Here is a 15,309-nt window from a genome sequence, read left to right on the forward strand (position 1 = left end):
CCGGCCTGATTGGGGCAACGGACTTCCCTTGTGATAATCAGCATGCTTAGTATTGTTGGGTCAGTTGTTCGCGCAAGCTATCCCCCACGGACAGGTGCCTCATGAGTACTAACGAAACTGAAAAGACCAGCACCGCGAAGGCAGCTACTGCCCCTTCTCCCGAGGACTCCCGGAAGCCGGACAGTCCCAATGACCTTGTGAAGCCCACCTGGACGTACATTGCCAAGCGCACGCTGCGTGAGTTCACCAAGGACCAGTGCCCCGACGCGGCCGCGGGTTTGACCTACTACGCGGTCCTTTCCATGTTCCCGGCGCTGCTCGCCCTGGTTTCCCTGATCGGTATCTTTGGCGATGCCGGGAAGACGACCGGGGCGCTCCTGGACATCGTCCAGCAATTCGCGCCGGGGCCGGGTGTCGAAGCCATGCGCCAGCCCATCGAAGAGCTGACTAAGTCCAACACCGCAGGTTTGGCCCTGGTCTTCGGTATTTTGGTGGCCTTGTGGTCAGCTTCCGGCTACACCACGGCCTTTAGCCGGGCCATGAACCGAGTCTACGAGGTGGACGAAGGCCGCGGCTTCGTCAAGCTGCGCGGCACCATGCTCGCCGTGACCGTCGTGGCCGTGGTTGGCGCTGCCCTGGTGGCGGCCATGCTTGTCCTCAGCGGCCCGGTGGCTGAAGCAGTGGGCGGGGCCATCGGTATGTCGGAGACGTTCCTGACCATTTGGAACATTGCCAAGTGGCCGGTCCTGATCCTGATCGTCGTCGCCATCATCGCGGTGCTCTACTACTTCACTCCCAACGTGAAGCAGCCCAAGTTCCGCTGGATGAGCATGGGCTCCCTGATCGCCCTGGTGATCTTTGCCCTGGCCTCGCTCGGCTTTGGGTTCTACGTTGCCAACTTCAGCAACTACAACAAGACCTATGGCGCCCTTGCGGGTGTGATCATCATGCTGCTGTGGCTCTGGATCCTGAACATGTCCCTCCTGTTTGGTGCAGAGTTCGACGCCGAGATGGAGCGGGGCCGTCAGTTGCAGGGCGGCATCGAAGCTGAAGAGACCATTCAACTGCCTCCGCGCGACACCAAGAAGAGCGACAAGATGCAGGAAAAGGAAGACGAGTTGGTCCGCAGCGGTGAGGAAATCCGTGAAGTCCACGGCAAGGGAGAAAGCGGGCGGAGCTCCTAGGACCCTGGACCTGCCGGGGGCACAAACAAAAGCGGATCCCTGCCGTGACCTTGGCAGGGATCCGCTCGTTTGGCTGTGATCCGCCAGGGATTCCCGACCTGACGGATCACAAGTCTCAGGCGTACGGAAGCACGAGCTCCGCGTAGCGCTCCTTCATGGTTTCCAGGACCTTGTCCCCGTCCGCATCCCAAATCTCCTGGTTGAAGATCTCCACCTCGATGTCACCCGTGTATCCGGCGTCCCTGACCCAGGTGCCGATGGTCGCGAAGTCGATGACGCCGTCGCCCATCATTCCGCGCGACAGCAGCGCATCGGCGGCAATCGGCAGGTTGAAGTCGCACACCTGGTAGGAAGCAATGCGGTTTTCGCGGCCGGCGCGTTCGATCTGCGCCTTCAGTTCCGGATCCCACCAGACATGGAAGGTGTCGACGGCGACGCCCACGGCCCTGGCGTCGTAGGGCGCGGCAAGATCCAAGGCCTGGCCGAGGGTGGAAATGAGTGCCCGGTCCGCTGCGTACATGGGGTGCAGGGGTTCCAGCACCAGGCGCACGCCGTTTTCCGAGGCGAAGGGAACCAGTTCCTCGAGCCGGTCCGCGACGCGCTGGCGGGCAGCCACAACATCCTTCTCCTTGGGTGCGAGTCCGCCGACCACCAGGAACAGCTCCCGGGTATCCAGCGCCACGGCCTCGCGGACAGCCTCAAAGTTGTCGGCAAGTGCTGCTGCCTGGCCCTCGGGATCGGCTGCCGTGAGGAAACCGCCGCGGCACAGTGATGAGACCCGAAGGCCGGCGTCCTTGATCAGCTTGGCTGCCTTGTCCAGGCCCGCTTCCGCAACGCGGTCACGCCAAGGGCCGATGGCCGGGATGCCCGCCCGTGCGCAACCGTCGACTGCTTCCGCGAGCGTCCACTTCTTGGTGGTGGCGCTGTTGAGGGAAAGACGCGAGAAGTCGCTCATGCGGCCACCCCGTTGATCCGCAGGTAATCGGACATACGGAAAGCTGCCAGCGACGGGTCCTTCAAGAGCCCGGCCTTGTCTGCCAGCTCGAAGGTCTTCGAGAGGTGCAGCACGGAACGGCCGGAGTGCAGTCCGCCCACCATCTGGAAGCCGGGCTGTCTGCCGTTGAGCCAGGACAGGAAGGCGATTCCGGTCTTGTAGTAGAACGTCGGTGCGCTGAAGATGTGCTTTCCCAGCTCACGCGTCGAATCAAGGATGGCGCGCCCCTCTGCACCGTTGCCGGCGTCGTACTTCTGGAGGGCGACCGACGCGGCCGGATAGATGGCCGCGAAGATGCCCAGCAGCGCGTCCGAGTGGTGGGTGGCGTCGCCGTCGATCAGTTCCGGGTAGTTGAAGTCGTCGCCCGTGTAGAGGCGCACGCCTTCCGGAAGGGCTGCGCGGAGGCCAACCTCATGGGAAGCATCCAGCAGGGAAACCTTCACGCCGTCCACCTTGTCCGCGTGTTCACGGATCAGGCTGAGGAACGTGTCGGTAGCCACGGAAACGTCGTCCGAGCCCCAATAGCCGGCCAGTGCGGGATCGAACATGGTGCCCAACCAGTGCAGGATGACCGGCTGTTCGACTTCCTGGAGGAGCGTGGAGTAGACGTGCAGGTAATCGTCGGCGCTGGTGGCCACTTTGGCCAGCGCGCGGGATGCCATCAGGATCACCTTGGGACCGGCTTCGCTGACGACGGCGATCTGCTCGCGGTAGGCCTCGATCACGGCTTTGATGCCGGCTGCGCCGTCCGGAAGGGCGGCGATGTCCAGCTGATCGGTGCCCGCGCCGCAGGAAACGAGGTCACGCACGGACTTTCCGGCGATTGCGGCGTTGTTGCCGCCCACCACCGAGGCGGCCTCGGCGCCGGTGCGCTTGATGAGTTGCTGGGTTGCGGCCCAGTCCAGGCCCATGCCGCGTTGAGCGGTGTCCATGGCATCGGCAACGCCCAGGCCGTAGGACCATAGTTCATGCCGGTAGGCGAGCGTGGCTTCCCAGTCGAGCTGGGCCGGGGCGCCGGGGGTGTTGTCAGCAGCGACCTCGGGGATGACGTGGGCTGCGGCATAAGCGCGCCGTGCGGTCAGGGGAGCAGCGGGTTTGGCCCATGTGGTGGCCGCCTGAAGGCGGTATTCGCGGGTACCGCCGTCGTCGGTGGGGAGGATAAGGGACGTCATTAGAGGCTGATCTCCGGGATGTCGATGGTGCGGCGCTCGGCCGAGGACTGAAGGCCGAGTTCGGCCAGCTGCACTCCGCGGGCCGCGGAAAGCAGGCCGAAACGGTGCTCGCGTCCCGCTACGACGTCGCGCAGGAACTCTTCCCACTGCAACTTGAAGCCGTTGTCCAGTTCGGCGTTGGCGGGGACTTCCTGCCACTGGCTGCGGAAGGATTCGGTGACGGGAAGGTCCGGGTTCCAGACGGGCTTGGGGGTGTGGGCGCGCTGCTGCGCGACGCACTTGTTCAAACCTGCGACGGCGGAACCGTGCGTGCCGTCGATCTGGAACTCAACCAGTTCGTCGCGGTACACGCGCACGGCCCAGGAAGAGTTGATCTGGCCGATGACGTCGTCGCCGCCCGGGGTCTCCAGCTCGAAGATGCCGTAGGAAGCGTCATCAGCCGTTGCCTTGTACTCCTTGCCGGCTTCGTCCCAGCGGGTGGGGATGTGCGTGGCGGTCTTGGCGTTGACGCTCTTGACCTTGCCGATGATGCCTTCAAGGACGTAGTTCCAGTGGCAGAACATGTCCGTGGTCATTCCACCGCCGTCCTCCTTGCGGTAGTTCCAGGACGGGCGCTGTGCTGCCTGAACGTCACCTTCAAAGACCCAGTAGCCGAACTCGCCGCGGATGGAGAGGATGCGGCCAAAGAACCCTTCATCAACCAGGCGGCGCAGCTTCACCAGTCCCGGGAGGTACAGCTTGTCGTGGACGACGCCTGCGGTGACGCCGGCTTCCTTGCCGATCCTGGCCAGTTCGATGGCTTCTTCAAGCGTCTCGGCCGTGGGCTTTTCAGTGAAGATGTGCTTGCCGGCCTGCATGGCCTTCTTCAGTGTGGCGGCGCGGAGGCTGGTCATGGAGGCATCGAAGATGATGTCCACGGTGGGATCGTTGATCACGGCATCGAGGTCCGTTGTCCACTCGGAAACCTTGTGCAGTTCGGCGAGTTCACGGATCTTGGCTTCGTTTCGGCCCACAAGGATGGGCTCCACCTGGACCTTGGTGCCGTCCTCCAGGGTGAAGCCGCCCGCGTCACGAATGGGGAGGATGGAACGCAGCAAGTGCTGGCGGTATCCCATTCGGCCGGTGATGCCGTTCATGGCGATGCGGATCGTCTTTGTTTCGAAGCCCATGTTTTCTCCAAGTGCCTAAAGTTGCCTGCCGCGACGGTGCGGGCAGTGGATGTCTGCAGGATGGGAAAGCGCATTCCCACTGAATCGATGATGCCTTATGGCGCGGCTGCTTGGCAAGCGCTTTCCCGGAAATGGAGGAATGCTGCCATAATTTCCCTAGCGCCAGTCCCGGGCGCACGCAGAGAAGGAGGGCCGTCGTGGCCGCCAGCACACTGAGCGAAGTAGCGCGCCTGGCAGGGGTTTCCCTGGCAACGGCGTCGCGCGTCCTGAACGGATCCTCCCGCAAGCCGGCAGAGGACATCGCCGACCGGGTTCGCCAGGCTGCGGACAAGCTCGGTTATGTCCCCAACGCGCAGGCCCAGGCACTGGCCAAGTCCAGCTCGGGTTTGATCGGCCTCATAGTGCACGACATCGCCGACCCCTATTTCTCGGCGATTGCCCGGGGAGTACAGGGCGCGGCCCGCGAGCAAAACCGCATGGTGCTGTTGGCCAGCACCTCCGGATCGCCCGCAGAAGAACGTGAAGCCGTGGCCGCGTTTGCGGCGCGGCGGGCTGATTCGATCGTGATCGCCGGTTCACGCTCTGCCCGGGACGAAGACGCTCTGGCCAATGCCGGGCTCGCCGCGGAATTGGACCGCTATTGCCGCAACGGTGGCCATGTAGGGGTGGTGGGCCATCCCGTGGTGGGTGCTTCAACAACCGAGGGCTACCGCGTAGTGGAGGTACCCAACGAAGAACTCGCTGCCGACCTGGCCCGGGAACTTGCAGGCTCCCACGACGCTGGGTTCGTGGTGGTGGCGGGACCGGAAGGGCTCTTAACCTCGGACGACCGTGTCCGCGGATTCCAGCGTGGACTTGCGGAAGCCGGCAGGCCTGCCGCCGAGGTTATCCGGACCGGCTTCAACCGTGCAGGTGGTTACGACGCCGGGCTGGCGTTGGCCGAACGGATCACCTCAGCCAAGGACCGGCTCTGCATTTTCGCTGTCAACGACGTCATGGCCATTGGCGTTACCGCGGCCCTCCGTTCCAAGGGGGTGTGGATCCCGAGGGACGCCACCATTGCCGGGTTCGACGACATTGAAACCCTCCGCGACTTCCGTCCGGCCCTGTCCACCGTGTTCCTGCCGTTGGAGGAGATCGGCCGCCTGGCTGCCGGAGCAACGGAAGGCGGTTCTGTCACAGGGTCCGTCAAGCTTCGACGCAGCACTGAGGTCCCTGCCGGCGACCCCGCCTGAGGTCGGCCGGGCGATGCTTTTTACCGCGTTCGCCGGAAACCTGCAATGACACCCCAAGCTTTCCCACGAACCGCAGCGTTGCGGCTAACTCGGCCGCTGTGCCCGGTTTTCAACAGGCGCCTGAGTCGGATTGGGCCCGAATGGAGCACGTCGATAGCATGAAAAATGCCACCCGATCGGGTGGCATTTTCTCAATCTCTTTTATCTCCGAGCGTAGGCTTTCGCCCTCAAAACCCGAAGCGTGTACGCAAGACACTACCGAGATAGGCGGGTCCGGTCAATTGCAGTACGCCGAGATACGCAGGGCCATCACCCCTGCCCGACTGACAGCTTTTGACCGTGCGGCGCAAAGCAGAGGCGCCAGCCATGATGACGCCATCAACTTGTACGAGTGGAACGCCGAGCTGGCTTCGGCACTGCACTGAGGTCCCTGCCGGCGACCCCGCCTGAGGTCGGCCGGGCGATGCTTTTCGCCGCGTTCGCCGGAAACCTGCAATGACACCCCCAAGCTTCCCCACGAACCGCAGCATTGCGGCGAACTCGGCGGACGTGCCCGGGCTTAGTCCTCGCCGAGGGTGATGCTGTGCAGGAACGTGGCGTCGTTGAGCACGTTTTCCGGGAGGTCGTCCTCGACGAATTCGATCATCGCGTCCATGTCTTTCCCATTGCCCCTCAGCACATCGGAGACTGCCTGCCACAGCTGCTTCCGTGACCGCAGGGGTTGGCGTTCAGCTTCCGGGCCCCAAGAGAAGCAATGGACGCCGACCACATGCGGCAGGACCTTGTGAAGCGATTCCAGGGCTTGTTGATCGGAAAGCCCGACGGCGGGCTGCCAGTAAATGCCCACGTTGCCTTGGCCGACGGGATCCAAGAGGTCAAGGGTGGCCTCGGGGGAGTCGGTGAGGGTGTTGGCGTGGTACTCAAAAGCGATGGAGATTCCGCGTTCGGCAGCGAGCCCTGCAACCCGCCGGGCATCACGGATGACGGCGTCCCGGAGTTCGGCGTCCGCGTCGGCTGAGCCCGACCCGCCTGCCCAGATCCGGATCCTCGGTGCGCCCAGGGTCTCCGCAAGTCTGAGCTCCTGCTCGAAGTCCCCGAAGGAGCCCGCGCGATAGTAGGAGCCGAGGGAAAGCGCGGTCAGGCTGGCTTCCTCCGAGGCCTCCCGGGCTTTCTCCGCGGCAGCGGTATCTGTGACATGCACGTCCGTTCCCCACTCAATGCCCGCCAGTCCCGCCTCGGAGGCAATGCCGACCACCTCTTCGATACTCGCGGAGCGGAGTGTGACGGAACAGATGCCGGGCGTGAGGTCCGCCAGCGTAGTGAGGTCGATCATCGGCCAAGGCTACCGGGAATGCGCTTACCGGGATAGGCCTGACTGCTATGTGGACTTGTTTAGCGTTCTGCCCATGATCGCCTGGGTCAGCGCGTCAATGACTTCTGCGTTGGCCAAGGGATTCCGGATCAATGTGAAGTCGACGTCCCCCACCGGTGGCAGCCCGAAGCGTTGGGTGATGACTTTGAGGTCTTCCGGAACCAGGGAAGCCGGCATGACGGCCACTCCGATGCCGGCCCGCACCGCTGCGAGGACGCCACTGATCTGCTTGGTGCTGCACGTGATCCGCCAGGTCCGGCCTGCCGCCTCCAACGCGTCAATGGCAAGCTTCCGGCTCAGGCTCGGAGCGGGGTAGGCGATCAGCGGTACCGGAGCACCCGGCTCCAGGACAGTCTGCTCGAGGCCCACCCAGGCGAAGTTGTCATGCCGGACCACCGTACCGTCCTTGGCTCCTGCCACCCATTTGACGAACACCAGATCCAGTTGCCCGGCGTTGAGGCGTTTGTACAGTTGGTCGCTCTGGCTCACGGTGAGTTCGAGGTTGATTTGCGGGTAAAGCTGCCTGAACTCGCGGAGGATGCGGGGCAGGCCGGTGATGGCCAGGTCGTCAGCGGTTCCGAAACGCAGGCGGCCCCTCATTGCGGAGCCTGAGAAGTAGCGGGCAGCGGAGTCGTGTGCTGCCAGGATGTTGCGTGCGAACCCGGCCATGGCGTCACCGTTGTCGGTCAGCCGGACCTCGCGGGTATCCCGGGCCACCAGCACGCGCTTCGCGGCGGTCTCAAGCTTGCGGACGTGCTGGCTCACGGTGGGTTGCGCCAAGCCTAAGCGTTCTGCGGCCTTGGTGAAGCTCAGTGTTTCCGCTACGGCGAGGAAAGAACGGAGTTGGACAGGTTCAAACACGGAACTCCTCGAGGCCTGGTGGAAGGCGGAGTGGCAGCAGCTCCATTGCGATCCGCAATCTTAGTTATCACCGCAATACGCTTCCACAATTACTGCTGGCAACCCTAGCGTTAATGGCATTCCACTGAAACCCCTGATCCGAGGACTTCCTTTGGCACCCCCTCCGCCTTCTGCGGCAAACGTCAGCCAGCCCGTCGTCGATTCCCTCTCTGCTGGTCCCATGCCGGTCACTAACCAGCCGGGCACAAACCAGCCGCCCACGAACCAGCCGGACACCAGCACCCAGCCGCTCGCCGTCGTGAGCGAGAAGCTGCCCTGGCGCCACACATTCATTTCACTGAAGGTTCCAAACTTCCGGATCTTCGCCATCGGCCACTTCATTGCCGTCATCGCCGTATGGATGCAGCGCATCGCGCAGGACTGGATGGTGCTTCAGCTCTCCGGCTCCGTCACAGCCGTCGGAATAACCGTGGCCCTGCAGTTCCTGCCGTCGCTGTTCCTGGGACCGTGGGGCGGCATGATTGCCGACCGCTTCGCAAAGCGGAAGATCCTGATCATCTGCCAGTCCGCCGCCGCGATCCTGGCGGCCGCGCTGGCCGTCCTCTCCCTGACGCACGTGGTGGAGGTGTGGCACGTCTACGTAATCGCTCTCCTGCTGGGCTTCGTGACCGTGCTGGACCAGCCCGCACGCCAAGTGTTCGTCAACGAGCTGGTCGGTCCCAAGTACTTGCGCAACGCCATCAGCGTGAACTCCACAACGTTCCAATTGGGCGGGCTGATCGGTCCGGCCCTGGCAGGCTGGCTCCTGACCGCCGTCGGAGCCGGTTGGGCCTTCGCCGGGAACGCCGTGGCGTGCTGTTCCACGGTGACCATGCTCTTCATCCTTCGCAAGGACCAGCTCCACATCAGCCAGCCCACGCCCCGCCGGAAGGGCATGCTGCGCGAAGGATTGAACTACGCGCTCAGCAAGCCGACCATTTACTGGCCGTGGTTGATGGCCGGGTTCGTGGCAGTTTTCGCGATGAGCCTGCCCGTGCTGCTGGCCGCGTTCGCGGACCACGTGTACGACGCCGGCGCCGGGGGCTACGGCCTGCTGAACGCCATGGTTGCGCTCGGTGCGCTGACGGGGGCAGTGGCGTCAGCGCGCCGTCGCCAGCTCCGGCTGCGTTCGGTGGTGGTATCCGCGGGCCTCTACGGACTGATGCTGGTCCTGTCGGCGGCCATGCCCTCCATGGTGTGGTTCTGCGTGGCCATGGTCCTTGCAGGGTTCTGGTGCCTCATGTTCCTCACTGCCGCCAACCAAATGGTCCAGACAAGTTCGAACATGGGCATCCGTGGTCGCGTCATGAGCCTCTACCTGGTGGTGCTCATTGGCGGGCAGGCAATTGGGGGTCCGGTGATGGGCTGGCTCGCCGAACACCTCGGACCGCAGCTGGGCATCCTGATAGCAGGCGGCGTTCCGGCAACGGCAGCTGCGGTGGTCGCCGTCGTCCTCGCCCGCAGGTCCTCCCTGCAGCTGAAAGTGGACCTGCGCGACCGTCGCCGCGTGGTGCGGATCGTGGAGAGGACACAGACCGCCTGAGGCCTGGCCGGCGTCGGTGGATTACCGTGCCGCTTCAGCCGGTGCTTCCCGGGTTGCCGGCCGGCCATGCGTTACCCGGTGGCTGACCCTGTCCGCGGTGTCGACGACGCGGGGGAGATGCTCCACGGGCTCCATATAGAAGCGGGCGCTATTGATGGCACCCTCTTCCACGCCGAAGATCACTACCCCTGTGAGCTCGTGGGGTGTTCCGTCGCGCCAGGCACCCTGCATGTGCAGTTCCGTCCACACCTGGTCTGCGGAAACACTGTGCGAGACCATGCGGACCTTGATGTCCGGAACTCCGGTGAAGAGCTGCTCCCAGTTGCTGCGGATAGTGTCGCGGCCCGTGAATCCGCGGGTGGGGTGGGCCGGGGTTTCGTTGACGTAGCCCGGAGCGAAGCACTCCGCCAGGCTTTCCAGATCGTGTTTGTTCGTGGCTTCCAACAGGCGGTGGATGACGGCGAGCGGACCCGCCCCAGCATCGTCGGTGAGAGTCATGGGGGACCTCCCGGGTAGGTGATGTACCTACGATTTTAGGCTCGGGGCGGCACAAGAAAAGACCCCTTGCCCGTGGAACCACAGGCAAGGGGTCTTCGTCTGAGCGGGCGACGGGAATCGAACCCGCGTATCGAGCTTGGGAAGCTAGCGCTCTACCATTGAGCTACGCCCGCATTCGTCCCGGTTGGTGACCGGAGCGAATCCCAGCTTAGCGCAGTTCAAGAGCTGTTCCGGACAGACGCGCGAGCTACTTGAAGAGCTTCAGGCTGTTCCACCCGGAGCCGACCTGTGCATACGTCGTCCACTGCCCGCGGCCCAGTCCGTAGTTGTACAGGTTGCCTTCCATGGTCTGGGCCGTGATGCCCCGCGTTCCCGCGCCTGTCAGACCAAAGCTCGGCGTCAGAACCCGCATGTATTGCCACCCGGTGCCGACCGTCATCGCAGGCCCGTAAAACCCGGCCCAGCCATCACCGCGATAGTTGATGAGTGCTCCCGATGACCTGCGGGCAATGATGTCGTTGGCGCCATCGCCCTCCCAATCGGCCATGGTGAGTTCGAGGCCGTTCCACCCCGTGCCGATGACCTGCGGGCCGCTGAGTGCTCCACCGAACGTGTTGGGGTAATAGCGCAGGACGCCGTCGGGGAAGTACCCAACCACGGAAGGCCGGGGATGGGCGTGCGACCACTTGCCCACGGTGATGGTCATGCGGTCCCAACCGCCGTTGCCCACCACAACCTGCCCGGCGAAGCCACCTCCGGGAAGTCCCCGGTAGACGCCCAGGACACCGTTGTTCCACTGGGCCAGGATGTCGTACACGCCGTCAATATCCCAGTCCACCACGAAGCCTTGTTTCAGCCCCGTCCAGCCCGAACCGATCTGAACCGGCGCCGCGTAGCTGCCCACCGCCGTCGCCGGGTAACGCAGCAAACGGCCGGAAGAATCGGCAGCCACCAGGTCCGCTCCGGACTTGATGCTGGCCGCAGCGGCCGGGTTGCCCGCAAAGTACTGCTCCATGGTGGCGTAGCCGCGGCGGTTCATGTCCGTCGCCAGCGCCACCCCCACGTACCGCAAATGCCACGGCTCGTAGCTGTAGCCCGTGGTTCCGGTGTAGCCGTTGGGGTAGCGCACTATGAACCCGTACTTGTGCGCGTTGGCAGCCACCCACCGTCCGGCCACAGTGTCCCCGAAGCACGTGCTCAGGCCGCAGGAACCGTTCTGGTTGCCGACGTCCACCGCCAGGCCGGTCTGGTGCTCGCTGTAGCCCGGCCTCGCGGAAATGGTGTCCGCATATGCCTGGCCGTAGATGCTGACGTAGTAGGCATAGACCTGCTGCTGTTGGGCGTAGGACCGGTAGCCGCTCACGATCGACAGCCCGCCCGTACCGGCGTCCGCTGCCCCCTGGAACAGGCCGTTCAGCCACGCCGCTGCTTCGGCCCTTAGGTACTGCCCTGAGCCGCGCGCATTGATGAGGTCAGCCGGCGCGTAGCTTGCGGGGTTCAGCGGACGGGACTTGTTCACCAGCACGGAGAAACTTGCGGGGTCGCTGATGGGGTCCACGCTCGGCAACGGGTTCACGGTGGCGGGCAGGGCCGCCTTGGTAACCGACGACGGCGGTGCGGAGTTGGGCGTTGCACCCACCCGCGCCGGGGTCATGTGGGCTGCGCTTGCCGATGCGGCGGCTGTTGCGTTTGCCGGTGCGGCGACTGCTGCGCTGCCCGTCACCATGGCGAGGCCGGCAGCGAGCCCGACCAGCCGTCGTCGTACTTTTGCCGCCCGAGCGCGGTGATCGTGAAGCTGCATGTTTCCCCCAACATCTGTTTTTGCCAGCGGCACGCACTCTACCGCGCCCCGGGGTGCCATGTCAGGTAACCATTCGATCAAGGCTCGCCCGAGTGCGTGTTGGAGGCAGGTCCGGCTGATTATTCTGAAGGTGTTAGCTGCAGTGTATGGGGAACCGGGCTACGACCATTCGACCGTACGCCGAAAGAAGTTTCCGTGGCACTCGCAGCCTATGAAGTGGTGATCAACAGGGACGCCATGACCGTTTACGGGTTCCTCATGGATGGCCTTAACAATTCCCTCTGGCGTTCCGGCGTGCGCAGCATTTCGCTGCAATCAGGGGAACGCGGCCAAAAAGGTGCCGTGTACCAGCAGACGCTGACAGGCCCCGGCGGCCGGTCGATCGCCGCAGACTTCCGGATCACTGACGCGCGGCCCGGAGCGGAAGTCCGTTTCGAAGTCATCGCCGGACCCGCACGCCCCACGGGCGGCTACTACCTCAGCACCGAGGGGCCTGCAACGCGCCTACGGTTTGCCCTCGAATACCACCCCAAAGGCCTGCAAAAGCTGATGGTTGGCATGGTCCAAAAAACCATGGAGGCCGAGGTTGCCCAGCTGGAACAGCTCAAGGCAGTGATCGAATCGCGGCCTGCCGCCTGACGTTCGTAGCCGACCGGCCCCGGCTGGCTGCGCCGGTCGGCTACTGCGCAGGCTTGCTACTGCGCCAGTTTGAAGCCGGTCCAGCCGCCGCCCACGGACACTGGCGTTGTGAGTCGTCCCGAGGTGAGGTCCCAGTACTCCAGAACGCCGTTCGTGCCCAAGCCCGCGACGCCCGTGCTGCCGGGCCCGTCCACTCCCTGGAGGGAACGCAAGCCGGTGTAGTCGGTCCAGGCCGCACCGACAATCGGCCGTGCTTCCTGGCGCGGAGTGGCCAGCCCGCTGCCGCGGTACAGGCGAAGGTAACCGTTGGCCTCCACCGTGAGCAGGTCCTGGAAACCATCGGCGTTGTAGTCCACCATGCTGAGCCGCACCGCAGGGTTGCCTGTGGCGATGGCGGCCTGGCTTCGGATGTACGTCATGCCGGAGTTCTTGTAGAGCCACAACCCGCCCGAACCGTCCATGGCCACGATCTGCGGCAGGCGGTTGGTCGCGCACCACTGACCCACCGCGAGGGTCAGCGACTGCCACCCATGGCCCAGGACGCCGGGCGAGCCGAACCCGCCCGAAGCCCTGCCCGGGTACACCAGGAGCTGTCCATCCGTCCGCTGGGCGATGAGGTCGAACACCCCGTCACGGTCCCAGTCCGAAACGAAGAGTTCCTTGAGCCCGGTGAAACCATGGGCGATCTTCCGGGCCGCACCGTACTTGGCGTTGCCCAGGGAAGGGTACGAGTACACCGAACCGTCGGCTGCGACAGACACGAGGTCCGCTCCGCTGCGGATGGCGGCTGACTTCAGGTCCACCGTGGGCGGCTGGTATTTGTCGCCGGGCTCGCAGGCGGCCACCGGATCAGCCGGAGGGGTGACCGTTCCCGGAGGCGTGACTGTTCCGCCCGGTTTGGTCACCGTTCCCGCCGGCAAGGTGGTGTAGCCGAAGAAGTTGACCACGCCCCACATGGTGAAGCGGTTGGGCGTGGTCTGCCAGTTACCGTCGGTGTACGTGATGCCGATGCCGATCACGTTGAACCGGGGATCCCTCAATACGGCATCGTGGCCGGGAGAACCCTTCCACCACTCCACCAACTGTGCGGCGTCGCGGTCCCAACGGACGGCGATCACCTCGCCGGCACCGTTGTTCGGGTTCAAAGCGCGGGGATCCGTCCAGAAGTTGGCCCTGTGCTGGATCACTTCCCGGCTGGCAATGTTGTTGGACCACTCCTGCGCGAGTCCGGCCACGGTTGCGTGGTACTTCACCGGGGCCAGGCCGAGGGAAGCCCGGTAGCTGTTGATGGAGTTGAAAACAGTGAGGATCGCGGCCGAATTACTGTCGGGAAGCAAAGCGAGGGCGCCGTTGTCAGCGTTGGCGTCGCCGCTGGGGGTCTTGCCGGGGAATGGTGTTGGAGCGCTTGTCTGAGTTGTGGCTGTGCCGGTCGGCGTCGGCGTCGGCGTTGGAGTTGCGCTGGGTCCCGTTGCCTTGGTGGGGGTTGGGGTGGGCGCTGCTGTTGGGGCCACCGTGGCGGTGGGCTTGGGTGACGGGGTCACCGTTGCGGTGGGCGCTGCCGACGGCGGCGCGGAAGGTACGGGTCCAGCGGCGGGTGCAGTCGGCGTCGGGACTGCGGACGCGGACGGTTCGCTCGGTGCCGGTCCAGAGGCACCCGCCCCTGCGCTCTCTGATGGCGTGCCAACCGTACCCGGGGCGTCCGGACCCCATGACGGTCCGATCGTCGGCACCGGCGGCGGGCTCTCAATGGTCGGCTCGACGGCGACTGGCCGGGTTGGCCCTGCAGGTGCCGGAATTGATCCCGGGTCCGTCGCCGGGCTGGACGTGGCATCCCCGCCGGCCGCGGGCGTGTCCACCGCAGGTGAGGGTGCCGGCGTCGTACTTGGTTCGGGAGCCTGGAAAGCGGAAGGTGCGCTGCTGGAGGGGGTGGTCCCGCCCCCCGGCGTGGATTCCGTCGCCGGAAGCAGCTGGCTGGATCCGACTATGACCAATGCCACTGTTCCGGCCACGACCATAGCCGCGGGCGCTGCCCATTTCCCCACAATTACCCCGCGAATGCTCGTTGCCCCCAAACCACGGGCGCGGCTTAACTTGTCCGGGAACTATCGTCCCACGGGAGCCGGAACAATCAATACTGTATTTTTGATGCTGTGCTGATCTCTGACCGCGATATTCGTGCCGAAATTGACTCCCAACGGATTGTCCTTGAACCGTACGACCCCGCGATGGTTCAGCCGTCTTCCGTGGACGTGCGGATTGACCGCTTTTTCCGGCTGTTCGACAACCACAAATACGCCCACATCGACCCCGCCGAGGAGCAGCCCGAGCTGACCCGCCTGGTGGAGGTCGAGGGCGACGAGCCGTTCATCCTGCACCCGGGTGAATTCGTCCTCGGTTCCACGTATGAAACCGTGAGCCTTCCGGATGACATCGCGGCACGGCTGGAGGGAAAGTCCTCCCTCGGCCGGCTTGGTCTTTTGACCCACTCCACCGCCGGGTTCATTGACCCGGGATTCTCCGGCCACGTCACGCTGGAGCTGTCCAACGTGGCAACCCTGCCCATCAAGCTCTGGCCCGGGATGAAGATCGGCCAGTTGTGTTTCTTCCGGCTCACGTCGGCAGCGGAGCACCCCTATGGGTCCGGCGAGTACGGCAACCGCTACCAAGGCCAGCGTGGCCCGACCGCCAGCCGCAGCCACCTGAACTTCCACAGGACGTCCATTTAGCCCTTCCCGCCGCCGAGGGGTTAGCTCCCGGGGCTTAGGCAAGGGCTTGGTGCCGGGAGGTCACCCTTGGGTGAGC

General features: G+C 64.6%; 14 protein-coding genes and 1 tRNA gene. 6 read left to right on the forward strand and 9 right to left on the reverse strand.

Going from position 1 to position 15,309, the window contains the following annotated elements; translation table 11 throughout:
* Positions 1 to 101: 101 nt before the first annotated feature.
* Positions 102 to 1,184: a YihY/virulence factor BrkB family protein gene (locus tag HMI59_RS02710; RefSeq protein ID WP_021474148.1), complete on the forward strand. Its 1,083-nt coding sequence runs from the start codon at positions 102 to 104 to the stop codon at positions 1,182 to 1,184.
* Positions 1,185 to 1,299: 115 nt separating this feature from the next.
* Here HMI59_RS02710 and HMI59_RS02715 read toward each other — a convergent pair whose 3' ends face one another.
* From HMI59_RS02715 to HMI59_RS02725, 3 genes are read right to left on the reverse strand one after another with little or no spacing between them, the layout of a single operon-like run.
* Positions 1,300 to 2,139 (reverse strand): sugar phosphate isomerase/epimerase, encoded by an 840-nt coding sequence (locus HMI59_RS02715; RefSeq protein WP_021474147.1) that lies wholly within the window; start codon positions 2,137 to 2,139, stop codon positions 1,300 to 1,302.
* Entirely contained in the window at positions 2,136 to 3,350 is a 1,215-nt protein-coding gene (locus tag HMI59_RS02720; protein ID WP_021474146.1) for a dihydrodipicolinate synthase family protein, read from the reverse strand. The genes HMI59_RS02715 and HMI59_RS02720 overlap by 4 nt, the downstream gene beginning before the upstream one ends.
* Complete coding sequence (locus HMI59_RS02725) at positions 3,350 to 4,519, reverse strand: Gfo/Idh/MocA family protein (protein ID WP_166187601.1); 1,170 nt, start codon at positions 4,517 to 4,519, stop codon at positions 3,350 to 3,352. The genes HMI59_RS02720 and HMI59_RS02725 overlap by 1 nt, the downstream gene beginning before the upstream one ends.
* 197 nt (positions 4,520 to 4,716) lie before the next feature.
* On the opposite strand from HMI59_RS02725, the gene HMI59_RS02730 reads away from it, so the two are divergent.
* Complete coding sequence (locus tag HMI59_RS02730) at positions 4,717 to 5,754, forward strand: LacI family DNA-binding transcriptional regulator (RefSeq protein ID WP_193592718.1); 1,038 nt, start codon at positions 4,717 to 4,719, stop codon at positions 5,752 to 5,754.
* A gap of 559 nt (positions 5,755 to 6,313) precedes the next feature.
* Here HMI59_RS02730 and HMI59_RS02735 read toward each other — a convergent pair.
* Positions 6,314 to 7,087, reverse strand: a complete 774-nt coding sequence (locus HMI59_RS02735; protein WP_193592719.1) for a sugar phosphate isomerase/epimerase — start codon at positions 7,085 to 7,087, stop codon at positions 6,314 to 6,316.
* 45 nt (positions 7,088 to 7,132) lie between these two features.
* Positions 7,133 to 7,987, reverse strand: coding sequence for a LysR substrate-binding domain-containing protein (locus tag HMI59_RS02740; protein WP_021474041.1), 855 nt, complete (start codon positions 7,985 to 7,987; stop codon positions 7,133 to 7,135).
* A 151-nt stretch (positions 7,988 to 8,138) separates the two neighbouring features.
* Between HMI59_RS02740 and HMI59_RS02745 the strand changes: the two genes are divergently transcribed.
* Positions 8,139 to 9,569 (forward strand): MFS transporter, encoded by a 1,431-nt coding sequence (locus HMI59_RS02745; protein ID WP_193592720.1) that lies wholly within the window; start codon positions 8,139 to 8,141, stop codon positions 9,567 to 9,569.
* Positions 9,570 to 9,590: 21 nt separating this feature from the next.
* On the opposite strand, the gene HMI59_RS02750 is transcribed toward HMI59_RS02745, so the two are convergent.
* The 3 genes from HMI59_RS02750 to HMI59_RS02760 form a co-directional block, all read right to left on the reverse strand.
* Complete coding sequence (locus tag HMI59_RS02750; RefSeq protein WP_193592721.1) at positions 9,591 to 10,067, reverse strand: nuclear transport factor 2 family protein; 477 nt, start codon at positions 10,065 to 10,067, stop codon at positions 9,591 to 9,593.
* Between the two features lie 102 nt (positions 10,068 to 10,169).
* Positions 10,170 to 10,240, reverse strand: a tRNA-Gly gene (locus HMI59_RS02755).
* 74 nt (positions 10,241 to 10,314) lie between these two features.
* On the reverse strand, positions 10,315 to 11,868 hold the full coding sequence (locus tag HMI59_RS02760) for a D-alanyl-D-alanine carboxypeptidase family protein (RefSeq protein WP_166187592.1): 1,554 nt from the start codon (positions 11,866 to 11,868) through the stop codon (positions 10,315 to 10,317).
* A gap of 195 nt (positions 11,869 to 12,063) precedes the next feature.
* Here HMI59_RS02760 and HMI59_RS02765 point away from each other — a divergent pair, with 195 nt between their 5' ends.
* On the forward strand, positions 12,064 to 12,507 hold the full coding sequence (locus HMI59_RS02765) for an SRPBCC family protein (protein ID WP_021474045.1): 444 nt from the start codon (positions 12,064 to 12,066) through the stop codon (positions 12,505 to 12,507).
* 56 nt (positions 12,508 to 12,563) lie between these two features.
* Here the strand turns inward: HMI59_RS02765 and HMI59_RS02770 are convergent, their stop codons facing one another.
* Positions 12,564 to 14,018 carry a CAP domain-containing protein gene (locus HMI59_RS02770; protein ID WP_227471516.1) on the reverse strand — a complete coding sequence of 485 codons (1,455 nt, stop codon included), beginning with the start codon at positions 14,016 to 14,018 and terminating at the stop codon, positions 12,564 to 12,566.
* Between HMI59_RS02770 and HMI59_RS25600 the strand changes: the two genes are divergently transcribed.
* Positions 13,996 to 14,664 (forward strand): hypothetical protein, encoded by a 669-nt coding sequence (locus HMI59_RS25600; RefSeq protein WP_227471517.1) that lies wholly within the window; start codon positions 13,996 to 13,998, stop codon positions 14,662 to 14,664. The genes HMI59_RS02770 and HMI59_RS25600 overlap by 23 nt on opposite strands.
* Positions 14,658 to 15,233: a dCTP deaminase gene (dcd, locus tag HMI59_RS02775; RefSeq protein ID WP_021474048.1), complete on the forward strand. Its 576-nt coding sequence runs from the start codon at positions 14,658 to 14,660 to the stop codon at positions 15,231 to 15,233. Before HMI59_RS25600 ends, dcd begins: the two co-directional genes overlap by 7 nt.
* Positions 15,234 to 15,309: the final 76 nt, after the last annotated feature.

Source organism: Paenarthrobacter sp. YJN-5 (assembly GCF_015040095.1).
GTDB lineage: Bacteria > Actinomycetota > Actinomycetes > Actinomycetales > Micrococcaceae > Arthrobacter > Arthrobacter ureafaciens.

Excerpts from the sequence above, each read along its gene's own strand:
- HMI59_RS02710 (WP_021474148.1), top strand. The coding sequence starts at position 102 with ATGAGTACTAACGAAACTGAAAAGACCAGCACCGCGAAGGCAGCTACT.
- HMI59_RS02715 (WP_021474147.1), bottom strand. The coding sequence starts at position 2,139 with ATGAGCGACTTCTCGCGTCTTTCCCTCAACAGCGCCACCACCAAGAAG.
- HMI59_RS02720 (WP_021474146.1), bottom strand. The coding sequence starts at position 3,350 with ATGACGTCCCTTATCCTCCCCACCGACGACGGCGGTACCCGCGAATAC.
- HMI59_RS02725 (WP_166187601.1), bottom strand. The coding sequence starts at position 4,519 with ATGGGCTTCGAAACAAAGACGATCCGCATCGCCATGAACGGCATCACC.
- HMI59_RS02735 (WP_193592719.1), bottom strand. The coding sequence starts at position 7,087 with ATGATCGACCTCACTACGCTGGCGGACCTCACGCCCGGCATCTGTTCC.
- HMI59_RS02750 (WP_193592721.1), bottom strand. The coding sequence starts at position 10,067 with ATGACTCTCACCGACGATGCTGGGGCGGGTCCGCTCGCCGTCATCCAC.
- HMI59_RS02760 (WP_166187592.1), bottom strand. The coding sequence starts at position 11,868 with ATGCAGCTTCACGATCACCGCGCTCGGGCGGCAAAAGTACGACGACGG.